The organism is Lysobacter sp. P5_B12 (assembly GCF_056400425.1).
Map to the genome: position 1 here is coordinate 406806 of NZ_JBFULG010000002.1, position 18449 is coordinate 425254.

The 18449-nt window shown below is 67.6% G+C and carries 19 protein-coding genes and 1 tRNA gene; all 20 read right to left on the reverse strand.

All coding sequences use genetic code 11. From position 1 onward, the window contains the following. Positions 1 to 100 precede the first annotated feature (100 nt). On the reverse strand, positions 101 to 829 hold the full coding sequence (msrA, locus tag AC1DOM_RS05365) for a peptide-methionine (S)-S-oxide reductase MsrA (protein ID WP_498960956.1): 729 nt from the start codon (positions 827 to 829) through the stop codon (positions 101 to 103). A gap of 33 nt (positions 830 to 862) precedes the next feature. After that, positions 863 to 2635, reverse strand: a complete 1773-nt coding sequence (locus AC1DOM_RS05370) for a cytochrome c biogenesis protein DipZ (RefSeq protein ID WP_498960958.1) — start codon at positions 2633 to 2635, stop codon at positions 863 to 865. Positions 2636 to 2659: 24 nt separating this feature from the next. Next, positions 2660 to 3163 carry a peptide-methionine (R)-S-oxide reductase MsrB gene (gene msrB / locus AC1DOM_RS05375; RefSeq protein WP_498960960.1) on the reverse strand — a complete coding sequence of 168 codons (504 nt, stop codon included), beginning with the start codon at positions 3161 to 3163 and terminating at the stop codon, positions 2660 to 2662. Positions 3164 to 3386: 223 nt separating this feature from the next. Beyond that, a tRNA-Lys gene (locus tag AC1DOM_RS05380) sits at positions 3387 to 3462 on the reverse strand. Positions 3463 to 3504: 42 nt separating this feature from the next. Then, positions 3505 to 4188: a 7-cyano-7-deazaguanine synthase QueC gene (gene queC / locus AC1DOM_RS05385; protein WP_498960962.1), complete on the reverse strand. Its 684-nt coding sequence runs from the start codon at positions 4186 to 4188 to the stop codon at positions 3505 to 3507. Beyond that, positions 4185 to 4871 carry a 7-carboxy-7-deazaguanine synthase QueE gene (gene queE / locus AC1DOM_RS05390; protein WP_498960964.1) on the reverse strand — a complete coding sequence of 229 codons (687 nt, stop codon included), beginning with the start codon at positions 4869 to 4871 and terminating at the stop codon, positions 4185 to 4187. The genes queC and queE overlap by 4 nt, the downstream gene beginning before the upstream one ends. Before the next feature lie 100 nt (positions 4872 to 4971). Beyond that, on the reverse strand, positions 4972 to 5772 hold the full coding sequence (gene ybgF, locus AC1DOM_RS05395) for a tol-pal system protein YbgF (protein ID WP_498960966.1): 801 nt from the start codon (positions 5770 to 5772) through the stop codon (positions 4972 to 4974). A gap of 3 nt (positions 5773 to 5775) precedes the next feature. Then, positions 5776 to 6303 (reverse strand): peptidoglycan-associated lipoprotein Pal, encoded by a 528-nt coding sequence (gene pal, locus AC1DOM_RS05400; protein ID WP_498960968.1) that lies wholly within the window; start codon positions 6301 to 6303, stop codon positions 5776 to 5778. 77 nt (positions 6304 to 6380) lie between these two features. Next, positions 6381 to 7688, reverse strand: a complete 1308-nt coding sequence (tolB, locus tag AC1DOM_RS05405; protein WP_498960970.1) for a Tol-Pal system beta propeller repeat protein TolB — start codon at positions 7686 to 7688, stop codon at positions 6381 to 6383. Positions 7689 to 7782: 94 nt separating this feature from the next. Next, positions 7783 to 8718: a cell envelope integrity protein TolA gene (gene tolA, locus AC1DOM_RS05410; RefSeq protein WP_498960972.1), complete on the reverse strand. Its 936-nt coding sequence runs from the start codon at positions 8716 to 8718 to the stop codon at positions 7783 to 7785. Next, positions 8715 to 9176, reverse strand: coding sequence for a protein TolR (tolR, locus tag AC1DOM_RS05415; protein ID WP_498960974.1), 462 nt, complete (start codon positions 9174 to 9176; stop codon positions 8715 to 8717). Before tolR ends, tolA begins: the two co-directional genes overlap by 4 nt. Positions 9177 to 9186: 10 nt before the next feature. Continuing rightward, on the reverse strand, positions 9187 to 9978 hold the full coding sequence (tolQ, locus tag AC1DOM_RS05420) for a protein TolQ (protein ID WP_498960976.1): 792 nt from the start codon (positions 9976 to 9978) through the stop codon (positions 9187 to 9189). Further along, a complete protein-coding gene (gene ybgC, locus AC1DOM_RS05425) occupies positions 9975 to 10406 on the reverse strand; it encodes a tol-pal system-associated acyl-CoA thioesterase (RefSeq protein WP_498960978.1) in 432 nt (143 codons plus the stop codon). Before ybgC ends, tolQ begins: the two co-directional genes overlap by 4 nt. Then, positions 10390 to 11451, reverse strand: a complete 1062-nt coding sequence (gene ruvB / locus AC1DOM_RS05430; RefSeq protein ID WP_498960979.1) for a Holliday junction branch migration DNA helicase RuvB — start codon at positions 11449 to 11451, stop codon at positions 10390 to 10392. Before ruvB ends, ybgC begins: the two co-directional genes overlap by 17 nt. Before the next feature lie 39 nt (positions 11452 to 11490). Further along, positions 11491 to 12603: a DegT/DnrJ/EryC1/StrS family aminotransferase gene (locus AC1DOM_RS05435; RefSeq protein WP_498960981.1), complete on the reverse strand. Its 1113-nt coding sequence runs from the start codon at positions 12601 to 12603 to the stop codon at positions 11491 to 11493. Beyond that, complete coding sequence (locus tag AC1DOM_RS05440; protein WP_498960983.1) at positions 12593 to 13456, reverse strand: Gfo/Idh/MocA family protein; 864 nt, start codon at positions 13454 to 13456, stop codon at positions 12593 to 12595. The genes AC1DOM_RS05435 and AC1DOM_RS05440 overlap by 11 nt, the downstream gene beginning before the upstream one ends. Continuing rightward, a complete protein-coding gene (locus tag AC1DOM_RS05445) occupies positions 13453 to 15012 on the reverse strand; it encodes a glycosyltransferase (RefSeq protein WP_498960985.1) in 1560 nt (519 codons plus the stop codon). Before AC1DOM_RS05445 ends, AC1DOM_RS05440 begins: the two co-directional genes overlap by 4 nt. Before the next feature lies 1 nt (position 15013). After that, on the reverse strand, positions 15014 to 15802 hold the full coding sequence (locus AC1DOM_RS05450; protein ID WP_498960987.1) for a PIG-L deacetylase family protein: 789 nt from the start codon (positions 15800 to 15802) through the stop codon (positions 15014 to 15016). A gap of 110 nt (positions 15803 to 15912) precedes the next feature. Next, entirely contained in the window at positions 15913 to 17841 is a 1929-nt protein-coding gene (locus tag AC1DOM_RS05455) for a potassium transporter Kup (RefSeq protein ID WP_498960989.1), read from the reverse strand. Positions 17842 to 17854: 13 nt separating this feature from the next. Then, positions 17855 to 18445, reverse strand: a complete 591-nt coding sequence (gene ruvA, locus AC1DOM_RS05460; protein WP_498960992.1) for a Holliday junction branch migration protein RuvA — start codon at positions 18443 to 18445, stop codon at positions 17855 to 17857. Between the last annotated feature and the right edge of the window lie 4 nt (positions 18446 to 18449).

Below are 18449 nucleotides of genomic sequence, written 5' to 3' on the forward strand. Positions count from 1 at the left end.
TCTCCAGGGCGGATCGCAGCACCGCCATGGAGAAAAACGATTGCCTTGCTTCGATGCGGACGGGGTCACCCGCGAGGGGGAGCGACAGACGAGATTCGATCTATCGCTGCGTCAACAGCATTGGCTTGTCGCGGTACAAGGCCGGGTAAGTCGCCTTCAACGCCGTCAGTTTCGGCGCATCCCAATAGCGGATGTAGCCGGCCTGCGGATTCAGGGCCATGTAATCCTGATGGTAGGCCTCCGCCGGATAGAAGGGCCGCGCCGTCTGCACCTGCGTGACGATGGGTGCGTGGAAGATGGCGGCCTTGCGCAGTTGCGCGATGTACGCGGTGGTGTCCTGCCATTGGGCGCGCGTCGTCGTGTAGATGGCGGACCGATATTGCGTGCCGTGGTCGGGGCCCTGGTAGTTGCGTTGCGTCGGATCGTGCACGACGGAGAAGAACACCTGCATCAACTGCGGATAGGAAATCTGCGATGGATCGTAGATGACCTGCACCGCTTCGGCATGGCCCGTCAGCCCGGTCGCGACGATCGCGTAGTGCGCCGACGCCGCGTCGCCACCGATGTAGCCGGACACCGCACGCTGCACGCCCTTGACGTGCTGGAACACGCCCTGCACGCCCCAGAAGCATCCGCCGGCGAAGACGACGGTCTCCGGGCGTGCCGTTGCGGCGGGCCTGGTGGCGGTTGTCTCGACGAACGCCGGCACCTCGATCGCCTGGACCGCGGCCACCGCCGGATTGCGAATCGTCGACAGGCCAGCCACCAGCAAACCGACGACACCGAGTGCCACCGCACCGGCCACGATTTTTTCTGTTGCAACGTGCATCGGAACTCCTTGCGCGTCGAATGTCGCGACGCGTCAGCCGAAGGTGAATGCGTAGGCGCGAACGCCGGGGTCGAGGAAGCGGATCTCGAACGTGTGTTCCTGCACCGCCGTGCGTTGCCGCACCAACTGGTAGAGGCGATGGCCGTCGACGACGCCTGCGCCCGACGCGTCGATGTCGTCGCCGTGGTCGCCGCCGGGCGGCTTGCCGTCGATGCGCACCTGGAAGCGCACCGGCTTGCCCTCCTTGCCGGGCGCGAGGACCAGATGCAGGTCGCGTGCGTGGAAGCGATAGACGATGTCGCCATTCGCTGATGCCAGTCGCGCATCTTCTTCGCCGACATTCCACTCGCCCTTCAAGGCCCAGTGGTTGAGCGACACGCCGGGTGTCGCGTCGTAACGCTTGACGCGGTCCTTTTCGACGCCGCCGACCGACACGAAGTTTTCCGCGCGCGCGTACCCGATGTAGGTCTCGGGCGACTTGAGCTGCGCCAGGTCCGCATCGGCTTCGACGCCCGTCGTCGGCGCATGCTGCGCGACCATCGCGGGCAGCGCGTGCTTCCCCGCTTCGCTCAACAGCGTGCGGATGATCTGCTCGGACTGCGCGTACTCGCCTTCGCCGAAGTGATGGGCGCGTACGCGTCCCTGCGCGTCGATGAAGTAGTGCGCCGGCCAATACTGGTTGTCGAAGCCGCGCCAGATCGCATAGCCGTTGTCGACGGCGACCGGATAGGTGATCCCCAGATCCTTCACCGCCTTGCGGACGTTGCCGAGGTCGCGCTCGAAGGCGAACTCGGGCGCATGGACACCGATCACCACCAGGCCGGCGTCGCGATACTTGTCGGCCCACGCGCGCACGTGCGGCAAGGTGCGCAGGCAGTTGATGCACGAGTACGTCCAGAAGTCGATCAGCACGACCTTGCCGCGCAAGGATGCTGCGGTGAGCGGCGCGGTGTTCAACCACGCGGTTGCGCCATCCAGCGCAGGCAAGGTGCCTTCGACGGGCAAGGCCTGCGTTGCGCCCGATTTGGCGTCCATCATCATCATGCTCGGGGCCGCTTCCGCGCGCGCTTGCGAAGGCTGCAGGCGGTCGAGCAGGCGTTGCTCGATGCGGCCGGTGCTGGCGATGGAAAGCTTGGTGAGCACGCCCGTGTCGGCGCCCGTCGCGATGGCGACCACCGCGACCAACATCGCCATGCCCAAGCCACGGCGCACCCATTCGCCGGCGCCCATGGAGCGCTTGAGCGCATCGAACACGCGCCCGCCGACGAGCAACGCGATCGCCAGCGACGTCGCGGCACCGAGGCCGTAGGCCAGCAACAATCCGGTGGTGCCGACATTCGCGCCCTGCAACGCAGCGCCGGTGAGCACCAATCCGAGGATCGGGCCAGCGCACGGCGCCCAAAGCAAACCGGTCGCAACACCGAGCAGTAGCGATGCACCGAAACCTGCACTCGCGCCGCGCCCGTTGGCCCCATCGACCGACGTGCTCAGCTTCCCGCCCAACCACTGGAAGGGCTTGCCGATTTGCAGCGCGAGGCCCGGCCACAGCAACGCCAATGCGAAGGCCGCCATCAACACGAGCGCGATCCAGCGCCCCACGTGGTTGGCCTGCACCACCCACTCGCTGCCGACCGCCGCGAACGTGGCGACGACGGCGAACGTGGCCGCCATGCCGATGAGCAGCGGAAGCGCGCTACGTGCGAAGGGTTGGTCGGAACGTGCGAACACGAACGGAAGGACCGGCAGGATGCACGGGCTGACGATCGTCAGCGCGCCGCCGAGGTAAGCGAGGATGAGGAGCAACATTCGGAAATCCCGTGTGGAAGGCGGTCAGCCCGCCATGAACGTCATCGCCGCGCCGTTCATGCAGTAACGCAAGCCGGTGGGCTTCGGCCCGTCGTCGAAGACGTGGCCCAGGTGGCCGCCGCAGCGACGGCAATGCACTTCGGTGCGCGGAATGCCGAGCAAGGTGTCCACGTCCTCGCCGACCGCATTGGTCAGCGGCTGCCAGAAACTCGGCCAGCCCGTGCCGCTGTCGAACTTGGTGGCCGAAGAGAACAGCGGCAAGGCACAGCCCGCCCATGCGAACGTGCCCTTGCGATGCTCGTCGTTCAGCGGACTCGAATAAGGACGCTCGGTCGCCGCCTGTCGCAGCACGGCGTACTGGGCGGGCGTCAGGCGCTCGCGCCACTGCGCGTCGCTACGCATGATTTCGAATTGCCTGGCGGCCGCAGCCGCAGGACGCTGCGCATCGCAGGCCCCCAGCCCGAGCACACACCCGGTCAGCGCCAAGCCACCGGCGACGATCACTTTCCTTCGGGAGAGCTTGTTCATGCATCCAGATACGGATGCCCACGCCCCGCGGATTCAGCGCCGTGCTTTGACCGCCAGAAATCTGCGCCCCGAAATGGAGGAACAGCCCCTTTTAGTAAAAGGGGCGGCGCGACAGCGCGGGGTATTTGGCCTGCAAGCAGGGCCCCGACATTTGCGAAGCGAATGTTGGGCAGGTCATTCGCCTCGCGAATGACCCCCACCAGCCCGCGCGCTTAGCGCGAGCTGGTGGGCCGTGATGGATTCGAACCATCGACCAGCGGATTAAAAGTCCGATGCTCTACCGACTGAGCTAACGGCCCACATGTTCCAGGCGCGGCGCCATCCGGCGCGCGGCGGGCATTCTACCCGACGTAGCGTGTCGGGTCTTCGACGCCCGCGGCCGCGAAGCCTTCGGCGCGCAGGCGGCACGCGTCGCAATGGCCGCAGGCGCGGCCTTCGGCGTCGGCCTGGTAGCACGAGACGGTCTGCGAGAAATCGACGCCCAGGCGCAGGCCTTCGCGCACGATGTCGGCTTTCGACATCCGCATCAGCGGCGCGTGGACGCGGAATCCCGCCCCTTCGACGCCCGCCTTGGTCGCCACGTTCGCGACTTTCTCGAAGGCGTCGATGAATTCGGGCCGACAGTCGGGGTAGCCGGAGAAGTCGACGGCATTGACGCCGCAGAACAGGTCCGAGGATCCGAGCACTTCGGCCCAGCCGAGCGCGAGCGACAACATGATCGTGTTGCGCGCCGGCACGTAGGTGACGGGGATGCCGGGGCCGCCGGATTCGGGGACGTCGATGTCGGCGTCGGTCAGCGCGCTGCCACCGATCGAACGCAGGTCGACGACCACGGTCTTGTGCGCGGCGGCGCCGAGCGCACTCGACACGCGGTCGGCGGCGTCCAGTTCGCTCGTGTGGCGCTGGCCGTAGCGCACGCTCATCGCGTAGGTCTCGAAGCCCAGTTCGTGCGCGATCGCGAGCACCACCGCCGAGTCCATGCCGCCGGAGACGAGTACGACGGCACGCTTGGATTCACGATTCAACGGCCCGGCTCCTCGCCCCACAGGGCCTTGTGCAACTGCGTCTGGAAGCGCACGGGCAAGCGCGCTTCGACGATCCAGTCGGCGAGTTCGCGCGGGGCGATCTGCGCGTGGCTCGGCGAGAACAGGACGTCGCAGCGCTCGAAGATCCTGTGTTCGAACAGCACCTTGCACGCCCAGTCGAAATCCGCGCGGCTGCAGATCACGAACTTCACCTGGTCGTGCGGCGTGAGCAGCGCCAGGTTTTCCCAGCGATTGCGTTCGACTTCGCCGGAGTCGGGCGTCTTGATGTCGACGATGCGCGAGACACGCGTGTCGACATCGGAGATGTCGATCGCGCCGGAAGTTTCGAGCGAGACGACGTAACCGGCGTCGCAGAGTTTCGCCAGCAACCCGATCACGCGTTTCTGCGAGAGCGGTTCGCCGCCGGTGACGCAGACGTGGCGGACGCCGTGCTTGGCCACTTCGGCGAGGATCGCGTCGATGTCCCACCACTCCCCGCCGAAGAAGGCATAGGTGGTATCGCAGTAGCGGCACCGCAGCGGGCAGCCGGTGAGGCGAACGAACACGGTCGGCCAGCCCGCATCGCGGGCTTCGCCCTGCAGGGACAGGAAGATTTCGGTGAGCTTGAGGCGCGCGGCCTCGGCGGCGGGGGCCGCGTCGGTGGCGGGGAGGACGGCAGACATGGGGCCATTTTACAGGTCGCGAGTACCCTGATTGCCCGGCGACTTGTGCGGTGGGAGCCAGGGGGCAACGCCCCCTGGCGACCCCATGTGAGGCTGCGGTTTAGCGAACCTTGCTCAGCTGGATCGCCCGGAGCCGGTCATCCGCGGTGCGGGCGGCGTCGGTGCCCGGGTATTGCTGGGAAACGCGGGCCAGGGTGGCTTCCGCGGCATCCATCTGCTTCAGGCCGAACTGCGACAGGCCCACCTTGAGCAGCGCTCCCGGGGCCTTGTCGTGCGTCGGATACTGGCTCAGCAGGGCCTGGAACTGCTCCTGCGCGAGCTCGTAGTTCTGCGTGACGTAGTAGCTCTCGCCGAGCCAGTACAACGCATTCGGCGTGTACGTGCCGCCGGGATAGTCGTGCAGGAACTGCTGGAACTTCTGCGCCGACTGCACGTAGTCGCCGGCCTTGAGCACGTCGAAGGCGGCGTTGTAGGCGCTGCGTTCGTCGGCCGATTGCGCGACCTTGCCGGCATCGCCGCGCACGGTCGGCGCGCGTTCGGCAGCGACCGTCGTCGCGCCACGCGACGCCGTCGATGCACTGGCGGGCGTCGCCGGCACGGTGTTCGCACCGCCGCCGGTTTCGATGCGTGCCAGGCGCGCATCCAGATCGCCCCAGCGCGCGTCGTAATCGGCCTTCATCTGCGCGTTCTGCTGGTGCGCTTCTTCCAGTTGCGAGCGCAGCGCCGTCACTTCCGAACGCAGTTGCTGCACCTGGTTGAGCAGGTCGACGTTGCCCTGGTTGTTGGCCGCCTGTTGTTCGAGCAGGGCCACGCGGTCGGCGAGGCTGGCGCGTTGCGCGAACGCGGGCGCGGCGGCCACGAGGGCCGCCGCGATGACACACAAGGCGATCTGGCGCCGCATGTCTTACTTCGCCGTGTAGACGATCTCGACGCGACGATTCTTGGCCCAGCAATCTTCGGTCGATTCGTTGCAGGTCGGGCGTTCTTCGCCGTAGCTCACCACGGTGATCTGGCTGCCCGAACCACCGTTGGCCTGCAGCGCGGAGGACACGGCGTTGCCGCGGCGTTCGCCGAGGCCGAGGTTGTATTCGCGGCTGCCACGCTCGTCGGCGTTGCCTTCCAGCGACATGCGCGCGGACGGACGATCGCGCAGGTACTTGGCATGGCACGCCATCGCGGCCTGGAATTCCGGACGCAGCGAATCCTGGTCGAAGTCGAAGTACACCACGCGCTGGCGCAGGCAGGCATCGGTGTCGAGGTCTTCGGGCGTGAACGCACCCGCGGCGGCGGGCGCTTCGGTCACCGGCGCCATCGTGCTCGGCGCGACCGGCTGCACCGGCTCTTCCTTGACCTTCTTGGAGCAGGCCACGACGGCCGTGCAGAGCATGGCGGCCATCATGATGCGACCGAACTTGTGTGTCGTTGCGTTCATCGTCGTTCCTCGTCTTCTCGCAGTGTGGGGCGGCCGCGTCGGGGGACACGGCCGTGGATCCGAAATACTACGCCCGTTCAGCGTTTCAGCCGGTACGGGCCCCAGGCCGGTTCCTGGACGCTCGCGCCCTGTACCGGCAGCTTCGCGCGGGCGCGGCCGTCGGCGGACACGGTGTACAAAACGCTGCGCCCGCCTTCTTTCGCGGCGTACAACAGCATCGATGCGTTGGGGGCGAAGCTCGGCGATTCGTCGAGGTTGCCCGGCGACAAGGGCGTCCACCGATTGCCCATCGTGCGATCCATCAGCGCGATGCGATAGGTGTTGCCGTTGCCCTGCGCGGTGGCGATTTTCTTGCCATCGGCCGAAACCGTCGCGCGTGCGTTGTAGCTGCCCGCGAAGGTCAGGCGCGTGGCGCCGCCACCGGAAGAAGACGCCTGGTAGATCTGCGGCTTGCCGCCGCGATCGGAGGTGAAATAGATCGTGCCGCCGTCGGCGCTCCACACCGGTTCGGTGTCGATGCCGAAGTGGTTGGTGATCTGGCTCAGCTGCTTGCTGCCGAGCGTCATCACGTAGACCTCGGGGTTGCCGCTCTTGGAGAGCGTCATCGCGAGCTTCGTACCGTCGGGCGAGAAACTCGGCGCGCCATTGATTCCGCGGAAGCTCGCGATCAGTTCGCGCCCGCTGGTCGTCAGGTTCTGGATGTAGATCGAGGAATTTCCGCGATCGAAACTGACGTACGCCAAGCGCTTTCCATCCGGGCTCCACGACGGCGAGAGAATTGGCTGCGGCGAACTCACCACGGCCTGCGAATTGAAGCCGTCGCTGTCGGACACCATCAACTGGTAGTGGCGGTTGTTGCCCGTGCCGCTCGCGGTGACGTAGGCGATGCGCGTCCAGAACGCGCCGCGCACGCCGAGGATCTTTTCGTACACCGAGTCGGCGACCTGGTGCGCGAGGTCGCGCGCCGCGGTGCCGGGAGCGATCTTCGCTTCGCCGAGGATGCGTTGCTGCTTGGAGACGTCGAACAGCTCGTACTCCACGCGCAGGTTGCCGCCTTCGGGCATCACGCGGCCGGCGAGCAGGAATTCCTGCTTCAACAAGCGCCACGTGGCGTAGTTCACTTCGCTCGAACGCGTCGGGCGCTCGACGAGGTCGCGATCGGGCAGCACGCGGAAGGCGCCGGAACGCGCGAGGTCGGCGGCGACGATGCCCCCGATTTCGTTCTCGCCCGTGGAACCGGCGAAGGGAACGACCGCGATCGGCAGGGCCGAGGCTGTACCGCCCACGACTTCGGCGTCGACTTGGGCCAATGCAGCCAGAGGGGCCATGCCGGTCGAGAGCAGCAGCAGGACAGTGGCGGCGAGCCGGCGCAGCGTTCGGGTCATCGGGGGATTCCTGAATGGAGCGGACGTAGTTAACAGCTTGGCCGTGAAATGTGGAACAAAGATGAACGAGACCGGACCCGCGGGTCGAGTCGCGTCATTCCGCGCGGAAACCCAGTCGCAATTCGGGCTGGAAAACGCGCTCGAATCCGGCGTAGGGGAGCGGCTGGGCCTTCAGCACCGCGGCTTCGACCGAACGCCGGGTGAGTTCGTCGTACGGGCAACCGGGGAGCACTTCGACCGACGCCACGCGCCCGCCCCGCTCCATCTGGATGCGGATCGGGCACATGCCGTTGGGCACGTCGTCGGGGCGGCTCCAGTTCTGGCGGATCTGGTCGACGATGGCCTGCAACCAGCGCGAACGCAGCGTGTCGGCATCGCCGCCCGAGCCGGGTTGCGGGGAGGCTTCGGAATTCGAATCGGCCGTCGCTGCGGCCTCGGCCATCCCGCGCGCATCGGCGATCTGGCGCAACTTCTGCTCGCGCAGGTTCAATTCTTTCTGGTTCGCTTCGCGCTGGCGACGGATGTCTTCGAGCTGCTTCTGGCGCATCTGTTCCATCGCGCTCAGGCGACGCTCGCGCTCGGCCTGTTGCTGGCGTTCCTGCGCGGTCGTGTCGATCTGTTCCTGGCGTTGTTTCGCTTCCTGCACCTTCGGCGCGGGCGGTTTCGGCGAAGGCGCGTCGACGACCGCTTCCTGCGTTTCGACATCGGGCTCGGGCACGACCTCCTGCGCGATCGGCTGCGGCGGCGTCGGTGCATCCTCGGGACGCGGTTCGGGCTTGGGTTGCTCGATCGGCGCGATTTCCTGCGGCGCGGGCGTGGTCTGTTCGGGCCGCTTGGCCAGCGAACGGCGCATCGACGCAGACAAGGCATTGGGATCGATCAGCGTGGCCTCGATCACCGGCCCGCGCTGGATCTCGTCGGCCTCGCTCCACGTCCAGAACAGGCCGAAATACATCAGCGCAAACAGGAGCGCGTGCAGCACGATCGCCGCAACGATGGACTGCACCGTATCGGCGCGCGTCTCCTTCACTTCTTCGCGGCTCCCGGCGCCAATGCGCCCGTGGGCTGGCTCATCAAGCCTGCGCGCGGCACGTTGGCGCGCGTCTGCAGCGCGGTGAGCACGTCATAAACCTTCTGGTACGCCACGTCGTTGTCGGCGGCCACGTACACCGGCGTGTCCTTGTTGTTGCGCACGAAGGCGCCGACCTTCAGCACGAGGTCGTCGAGCGTCGTCGCTTCGTTTTCCTGGCCCTGCAGCTTCAGCCACAGCTTGCCTTGCGCGTTCATGCTGATCACGACCGGTTCCTGCTTCTGTTCCACCGGGCGCGCGTTGGACTGCGGCAGTTCGATGTCGACGCCGAGGTTCAACAAGGGCGCGGTCACCATGAAGATGATCAGCAGCACGAGCATCACGTCGATGTACGGCACGACGTTGATTTCGGCCTTGAGTTTGCGCTTGCGATGGCGGCGCGGTGACATGGCGGTCATTGCCCGCTCCTTATTCGTCGGCGTGCGCCTGGCGCTGGAGGATCGAGGAGAACTCTTCGGAGAATGCGTCGTAACGCGTGGCGATGCGTTCGACCTTGGTGGCGAAGCGGTTGTAGGCCCACACCGCCGGGATCGCGGCGAACAGGCCCATCGCGGTGGCGATCAGCGCTTCGGAAATGCCGGGCGCGACGGTGGCGATCGTCGCTTCCTTCACGTTCGCCAGGCCCTGGAAGGAAATCATGATGCCCCACACCGTGCCGAACAGGCCCACGTAGGGGCTGATCGAACCGACGCTGGCGAGGAATTCGAGGTTGTGTTCCAGGCCGTCCACTTCGCGCGAGGTGGTGGCGCGCATCGCGCGTTGCGCGCCTTCGAGCTGGATGCGGCTGTCCACGCCGCGACGCTGGCGGATGCGGTTGAACTCGCGGAAGCCGGCTTCGAAGATCGCTTCCAGGCCTTCGGCGACGCGGCCGCGCTCGGTGGCGCCGGCATACAGCTTCGACAGTTCGGCACCCGACCAAAAACGTTCTTCGAAACGTTCGGTGTCTTTTTCCGCGCGGTCGAGCACGCGCTTCTTGCGGAAGATGATCACCCACGAGGCGATCGACGCGAACAGCAACAACAGCATCACCAGCTGCACCGGGATGCTCGCGTGGAGGACCAGGTCGAGCACGTTGATGTTGCCCGCCGATGCGGCGTGCGCCGCCTGCCCCGCCTGGTCGGCGATCGACACGGTTTGCGCGGGCGCCTGGTCGGGCAGGGCCTGGGTGGCGGCTTCCTGCAACATCAGGATGGGCGTCATGCGGGGGTCTCCACGAGGCGGTTCAATGCATCGAACAACGGTTGGGGGATGGCAACGGGTTTGAAGCGGGAAGCCGACAACGCAGCGACACGGACCTGCGCATCGAGCAACAGTTCCCCGTCGCGGCGGATTTCCTGCACGAGCACCAGGCTCGCGCGACGGCATTCGCGCAACGCGACGGACACTTGCAGCGCATCGTCCAGCCGCGCCGGGAGGCGGAAGTCGATCTGCATCGCCCGCACCGCGAACACCAGGTCATGTTCGTTGCGCAGGTGATCCTGGCCGTGCCCCTGCGCGCGCATCCATTCGGTGCGCGCGCGTTCGAGGAAGGCCAGGTATTGCGCGTGGTAGACCACGCCACCGGCGTCGGTATCCTCCCAATACACCCGTGTCGGCCAACTGAACACGGGCTCATTCACCGCTTGCATCATCGGGATCCGTCGGTGCAGGCGAGGCGAAGAGGTCCTGTGCGCCGGCCTTCGGTCGCAGGCCGAGGTGGCGATACGCCTTCGCCGAGGCCATGCGTCCGCGCGCGGTGCGGACCAGGTAACCCTGCTGGATGAGATAGGGCTCGATCACGTCCTCGAGCGTGCCGCGTTCCTCGCTCAGCGCGGCGGCGAGCGATTCCACGCCGACCGGGCCGCCGTCGAAGGATTCGACGATGGTGCGCAGCATGCGGCGGTCGAGTTCGTCGAAACCCTGCGGGTCGACTTTCAGCATCTGCATCGCCGCGTCTGCGACCTCGCGGTCGATGATGCCGGCCGCGCGCACCTGCGCGAAGTCGCGCACGCGGCGCAACAGGCGGTTGGCGATGCGCGGCGTGCCGCGCGAACGGTTGGCGATTTCCGCCGCGCCTTCGGGCGAACACTGGATGGCCAGGATGTTGGCCGAACGACGCACGATGCGCGTGAGCTCTTCGGGCGTGTAGAACTCCAGCCGCTGCACGATGCCGAAGCGGTCGCGCAGGGGCGCGGTGAGCAGGCCCGCGCGCGTGGTCGCGCCGATCAGGGTGAAGGGCGGCAGGTCGAGTTTGATCGAACGGGCCGCGGGGCCTTCGCCGATCATGATGTCGATCTGGAAATCTTCCATCGCCGGATACAGCACTTCCTCGATCGCCGGCGAGAGGCGATGGATCTCGTCGATGAACAACACGTCGTGCGGCTGCAGGTTGGTCAGCAGCGCGGCCAGATCGCCCGCCTTCTCGATGACCGGGCCGGAGGTCTGGCGCAGGCCGACGCCCAGTTCGTTGGCGATCACGTGCGAGAGCGTGGTCTTGCCCAGGCCCGGCGGACCGAAGATCAGGACGTGGTCGAGCGCCTCCCCGCGCGCCTTCGCCGCCTCGATGTAGATCTGCATCTGCTCCCGGACCGGCACCTGGCCGAGATATTCGGAAAGCTTCCTGGGGCGGATGGAGGCTTCGATGGCCTCGTCTTCGCGCGTGGCGGTGGACGTGATGACGCGGGTGTCGTTCATGCCGCCATGTTCGCGCCCTTTGCGCGCGGGCGCAAAACTTCAGGCGGCGACGGCCAGGGCGTCGGCGGCCGCTTCGGCCACGCGGGCCAGCGCCGCATCGTCCAGCGCCGGATGCAGGGGCAGGCTCAGGACCTGTGCACAGGCGGTTTGCGTGGCATCCAGGTGCGTCCAGCGGCAGCGGCAGCGCCCGGCGAAGGCCGGCTGGCGATGCAGCGGCACGGGATAGTGGATCGCGGTGCGGATGCCGGCCTGCGCCAGCGCGCTCGCGAAGGCATCGCGCGATTCAATGCGGACCGTGTACAGGGCCCACGCGCTTTCGGCCCCGGGACGGACGACGGGCCGTTGCAGCGCTTCGGGCAACGCGCGCGCATAGAACGCGGCGATCGCGCGCCGGCGGGCGAGTTGCGCTTCGAAATGCGCGAGTTTCACCAACAACTGCGCGCACGCCATCGTATCCATGCGGCCGTTGAAGCCCAGGCGCGCGTGGACGTATTTGGCGGATTGGCCGTGATTGCGGATCTCGCGCAGCGCGCGCGCCAGCACGGGGTCGCGCGTGAACAACGCGCCGCCGTCGCCGCAGCCGCCGAGCGGTTTGGTCGGGAAGAAACTCGTGCACGCGATGTGGCCGAACGCGCCGCTGCGCGTGCCGTGCAGCGTGGCGCCGAAACTTTGCGCGGCGTCTTCGATCAGGATCAGGCCGTGCGCATCGGCCAGCGTCTGCAGCGCAGGCATGTCGGCCGGCTGGCCGTACAGCGACACCGCGACGATGGCGCGCGTGCGCGGGGTGATCGCACCGCGAGTGGCCTCGACGTCGAGCGTATACGTCGCCGGTTCGATGTCGGCCAGCACGGGCACCGCGCCGAGCAGCAGCACCGCTTCGACGGGCGCTGCGAAGGTGAAAGCCGGCAGGATCACTTCGTCGCCCGCACCGACGCCGGCCGCCATCAAGGCCATCACCAGCGCGGTGGTCCCCGACGTGCAGGCGATCGCCTCGCCGCCGACCCACGCGCCCAGGCGCGCTTCGAGCGCCGCGACTTCCGGGCCGTCGAGATATTGCCCATGGCGATGGACGCGTTCGCACGCGGCCAGCAGTTCGTCCGCGATCGGCGCATGCAGCGCGACCGCGTCGAAGAAGGCGACCTCACGCTGCATGCGTGGCTTCCAGTTCGCAGGCGGCGCGTTCGACGCGATCCAGCACGCGATGCACCTGGAAGGCCTGCTCGAGCGATGCCAGCGGCGCGGGTTCGTCCATCGTGGCGCGCAGGAACGCGCGCGCCTGTGCGGTCAGCGCATCTTCGTCTTCGCGCACTTCGTCCAGCGGCAGCACGCCCTTCCCCGCGACGTGCACGGCGCGTTCGGGGCGCGTGGCGATGCGGCTCGCGGAGAGGTCGACTTCCATGCCGTTCGGGAAACGCAGGCGGCAACGGATCGCCTCCCAACGTTCGTAGTGACGGCGCGCATCGAGGATTTCGATCTGCGTCGGCGCGGCCTTGGCGAGTGCGCACAACCAATCCAGGTCGTGCGCGAGCAGGTCGCGCAACACGTCGCTCTCGCGCGGAACATCCAGCGCATGCGAAGAATGACGGCGGATCGCGAGCGTCGTCGGCGGCGGCGCGGCGAGCAGCGATTCGATCACCGGGTTGAAGCGTTCGCTGAAGGCCACGCGCATGCAGGTGCCGTCGATGTCGGACGCGGCGATCAGCGCGGCCGCGTCCTGCGCATTGGCACCGGCCGGCTTTTCGATCAGGCAATGCACGCCGCGACGCGCGAGCGCGCAGGCGACCTGGGCGTGGCGCGCCGACGGCACGGCGACGATCGCATGGCGGATGTCGTGTTCGAGCATTTCGATCGAAGCGTGCCAGGTCGCCCCCAGTGCGGCGGCTTCCTCGGCGCAGCCCACGTCGGGATCGACGATGGCGGCCAGGCGATATTCGGGCATCGCCGACAGCGTGCGCGCATGCAGGCGCCCCATGCGGCCGAAGCCCACCACGGCCACGGGCGTCATGCGAACTTCGCCCGGAAGCGGCGATACGTGCTCACCGCGCGCCATGCACGCGAGCGATGCAGTTCGTCGCGCACGCGATGCGCCTCGTCGATTTGCGATTGCAGCGAGGCGATGTGCGCCTGCGCCTGCGCCAACTCGCGCGTCGCCTGCCCCTGCCCGCGCAAGGCTTCGCTGAGATCCAGTGCGATCTGCGCCTGCGCACGCAAGGCTTCGGCGAGCGCCTCGGCGGTGCGCGCCTGCGCGAGCGTCGCGACGAGCGTTGCATCCTTGGCTTCGTCGCGCGCGGCGAACGCGGCGTCGCGTTCGATGCCCGCATCCAGCGCACGCTGCGATGCGCGCGCCACGCGTCCTTCCATCTCGTCGTGCGCCTTGAGCGCGACGGCGCGTTCGACGACGGCCGCTTCGCGCGCGTCGATCGCGGACTGGATGCGTTTGTTCGCGGCAGCCGTCGCCTCGGCGGCGGATTCGATCAGCGCTTCGCGCGCCTGTTCGGCTTCGCGTCGCGCGGCCTGCGCCTGTTCCATCGACTTCACCATCGGCGAGACCGTGTCGCGCAGGTAACGCGCGGCGGCTTGCGTGCAGGCTTGCGGATCGGGGAAGCGGCCGGCGTCGATGGCTTCGCGATACTGGACGACGAGCGCGTCGGCGAGTGCGTCGTAGTTTCCTTCGCTGCGGACGCGATCGCGGATGCGCGCGGCATCCTCGGCGTCGTAGGCGGCGATGGCTTCGAGCACGCCAGCTTCGGTGACCGCCGCGGCCTGCATGGTGCGGATGCCGAAATTCAGCGCGCGCAGGCGGTCGAAGTTCGACGAGGACACCAGGCCTCCCAGGCCCGCGCGGTCGGCGACGACCGTCGCGCAACCCACGGCCATCGCTTCGAGCGCGCAACGCGCCTTGGCGAAGACGATGTCGTAATCGCGCAGCAAGGTTTCCGGTGCGTCGCTCGCGCTGCCCGAGCACAGGCCGGCGATGTCGGCGGCGATGCCCGCCTGGCGGCACGCGCGCTCGATGGTCGCGGCCCATGCATCGCGCGTGGCGTAGTTGCTGAAGATCAGCGCGCGGCGCGGCGTCTGCGGAAGCGGCGCGCGCGGCTGGAAGCGTTCGATGTCCACGCCGTTGTACAGCGTGCGGATGCGCGTGCGATCCACGCCCGCCGTCGTCGCCAGGCGTTCTGCGCACAGATCGTCGACGGCGATCCAGCGCGCGATGGTCGGGAAGACCGGCGGCGTTTCTTCCCACGGCATCCAGCCATGGCACAGCGCCACGACCGGCGTGCCCGCGAAGTGCAGCGCGGCCGTCATCGTTTCCAGGTGGTGCTGGCCGTGGATCACGTCGGGCGCGATGTTCAGCGCGGACAGATCGTCGACGACGGGCACGGTCGCGCGACGCAGCGACTCGGCCACGTCGCCGAGCACCGTGCTGTAGACGACCGGCTGGTGCCCGCGGCGCAGCAGCGCGCGCGCGAGGTCGAGCACGTACAGCTCCGACCCGGCGCGCATCGCCGCGGTGTTGTTGGTGATGAGGACGCGCAACCCGCCCTTCGATGCCTTGGCCACTTCAAGCCTCCATGGCGCGCAGCAGCGGCGCGAAGTGGGGCGCGAAGCAGATCGCGGTGTCGTACAAGCCTTCGGCGACCTTCTTGCGGCCGTAGGCTTCGTAGAACGGTGCGGTCGTGGCGAAGGCGGCGAACGCGCCCTGCGTGTCGGCCGGGGAGATCACTTCGTCGCGGAAGGCCTCACGCCCGAAGTGCGCGATCATCTGTTCGGTTTCTTCGATCAGGGCGCCGCCCGCGCTGGCGGCGTAGGCGCGCGCGAAGTCGAGCTTTTCGTCGAGCGCGGCGTCGTCGAGCGACACGTGCACGCTCGCGGGCCTGGGCACCGGGGGCAGGATCACGGGATAGGTGTAGTGGCGCACCGGATCGGCGCGGCGCTGGTTGGCCAGGCGCACGGCAACGGCGGTGATCGCCGCGCACAGGTCGTGCGTCGGGTTGTAGCCTTCGGGCGCATCGCTGGCGACGCAATCGACGCCGGTTTCGACGAACCAATCGGCCAGGCGGTGCGCGATGGCCAGGAACGGCGCCGCATCCCCGGCGCACATGGCGGCGTAGACCTCGCGATCGCCGAGCACGCCGAAGACCGGGCCGGTGGCGGCGCCGATCTTGTCGAGCAATTCGATCGTTTGCGGAAGGCGGCCGCGTTCGCCGCTGCCCGATCCGTCCGTGAGGACCGCCACGGCGGGGCGCACCTGGCGCATCCAGCCGAGCAATCGCAATTCGTGCCCCGGGTGGCCGACGACGACCGCCCACGTGCGCGCACTTTCGCGCGCCGCGTTGTCCAGCATCCCCATTTCCCCTTGCCTTCCACCCACCGCCTGGATGGGCGGGGACAGGATCGCATTGCGCGCCGCCGGACGCCAAGCTTCCGTCCGAAAAAGGGTGAACGCGTCCGCGCGCCCGTTCAGATTTCGACTTGCGCGCCGAGCTCCACCAAGCGGTTGCCCGGAATGCGGAAGAAGCCCGTCGCCGGTGCCGCGTTGCGATGCAGGAAGGCGAACAGGCGATCGCGCCAGACCGGCATGCCGCGGTGGCGGCCGGCGACGATGGTTTCGCGGCTGGCGAAATACGTCGTGTCCATCGGGTCGAAGGGGATGCCGATGCTCTCGCCCATGTCGCAGGAGCGCATCAGCGCCAGCGGCACGTCGGGGACTTCCATGAAGCCGAAGCGCACGGTGATGCGGTAGAAGTCGTCGCCGATCGCCTCGATCTTCAGGCGCTTGTCCTTCGGCGCGTGCGGCACGTTGAGCGTCTGCACGGTCAGGAACACGTTGCGCTCGTGCAGCACCTTGTTGTGCTTGAGGTTGTGCAGCAGCGCGTGCGGCACCATGCCCGACTGCGCGATCAGGAAGATCGCCGTGCCCGGCACGCGCGTGGGCGGCGCGAGCATCAGGCCAGGCAGGAAGGAATCCAGCTGGATGCCTTCCTTGCGGATTTCCTCGTACAGCAGCTGCCGGCCGCGACGCCAGGTGCGCAGCACCGTGAACACGATGATCGCCAGCACCACCGGGAACCACGCGCCGTCGAGGAACTTCACGCCGTTGGCGACGAGGAAGGCCACGTCGATCACGCCGAACAGCACGCACAGCGGCAACACCCAGGTGCGCGCCTTCGGCCACATCGCGCGGGCGACGATGAAGAGCAGCAGCGTATCGATCAGCATCGTGCCGGACACCGACACGCCGTACGCCGAGGCCAGGCCCGTGGAGCTGCGGAACATCAGCACCACCGCGATCACCGCCAGCGCGAGCACCCAGTTGATCCACGGGATGTAGATCTGGCCGATCGTGTCCTTGGAGGTGTGCTGGATGCGCATGCGCGGGATATAGCCCAGCTGCATGGCCTGGCGCGCCACCGAATACGCGCCGGTGATGACCGCCTGCGAGGCGATCACCGCCGCCGCGGTGGCCAGCACGACCATCGGGATGCGCACCATGGCCGGCACGGCGAGATAGAACGGGTTGGCCGCGACCTTGGGATCGAGCAGCAGCAACGAGCCCTGCCCCATGTAGTTGAGCATCAGCGCCGGCAGCACGAACCAGTACCACGCATGCCGGATCGGCCGCGCGCCGAAGTGGCCCATGTCCGCGTACAACGCTTCACCGCCCGTCACCGCGAGCACCACCGCACCGAGGATGAAGATCGCGTGCCCGCCATGCGTGACGAAGAAGTTCATCGCCCACCACGGGTTGATCGCGTGGAAGACCTCGGGGTTGTGGCGGATGTTGAACACGCCGATGCCCGCGAGCGAAATGAACCACACCACCATCACCGGACCGAACACCTTGCCTACGCGCGCGGTGCCGAAGCGCTGCGTGCCGAACAGGAAGACGATGATGCCCAGCGTGATCGGCACGACCCAAGAATCCAGTTGCGGCGCGACCACTTCCAGGCCTTCCACCGCCGACAGCGTGGTGATCGCCGGCGTGATCACGCCGTCGCCGAAGAACAGCGAGGCGCCGAAGATGCCGAGGATGCCGACCGCGTACGCCGAGCGCGATCCTTTCGGCAACGTGCGCTGGGCCAGCGCCATCAAGGCCATGATGCCGCCCTCGCCTTCGTTGTCGGCGCGCATGATGATGGTGACGTACTTGAGCGTCACCACGATCATCAGCGCCCAGAACACGAGCGAGAGGATGCCCAGCACGGTGTCGTGGTTGGCCACCAGGCCGTAGTGCGGCGAGAAGGCTTCCTTCAGCGTGTACAGCGGGCTGGTGCCGATGTCGCCGAAGACGACGCCGACCGCACCGACGGCCAGCCCGAACAGGCCGGACTTCCCGGCATGGTGGGCATGTGCGTGGTTGGAGGAAGGAGCTTGGCGGGTATCGGCCATGGACCGGGGTGCCTCAGCGGAGCGCGGACTTTAGCGCCTTGCGGATGATGGTCGCGGCGTCGTCGCCCGTCGCAGCCGCGTCGCGCACCATCCGCGCCGCTTCGACAGGCTTGTAACCGAGTTGTTGGAGCGCCACGGTGGCTTCGGACTGCGGATCGCCCGGCACGCCGGGGGAACCGAGCGGGCCGCCGCCACCGCCGAGGTCGGCCGCGCGGTCGCGCAGTTCGACCACCATGCGTTCGGCGGTCTTCTTGCCGATGCCCGGGATGCGCGTGAGCGCGGTGACATCGCTGGTCTGCACCATGCGCGCGAAGTCCTCGACGCTCACGCCCGAGAGCACGGCCAGCGCGATCTTCGCGCCGACGCCGGAGACCCGTTGCACGTCGCGGAACAGGCGGCGCTCGTTCTCGCGCAGGAAGCCGTACAGCGACACGCTGTCTTCCTTCTGCGCGTAATGCGTGAACAAGGCGACTTCGCGGCCGATCTCGGGCAAGTCGTAGAACGTACTCATCGGCGCTTCGAGTTCGTAGCCCACGCCGTTGACGTCCACCACCAGCCACGGCGGCTGCTTGTGCACGAGCATTCCCTTGAGGCGTCCGATCACGTGT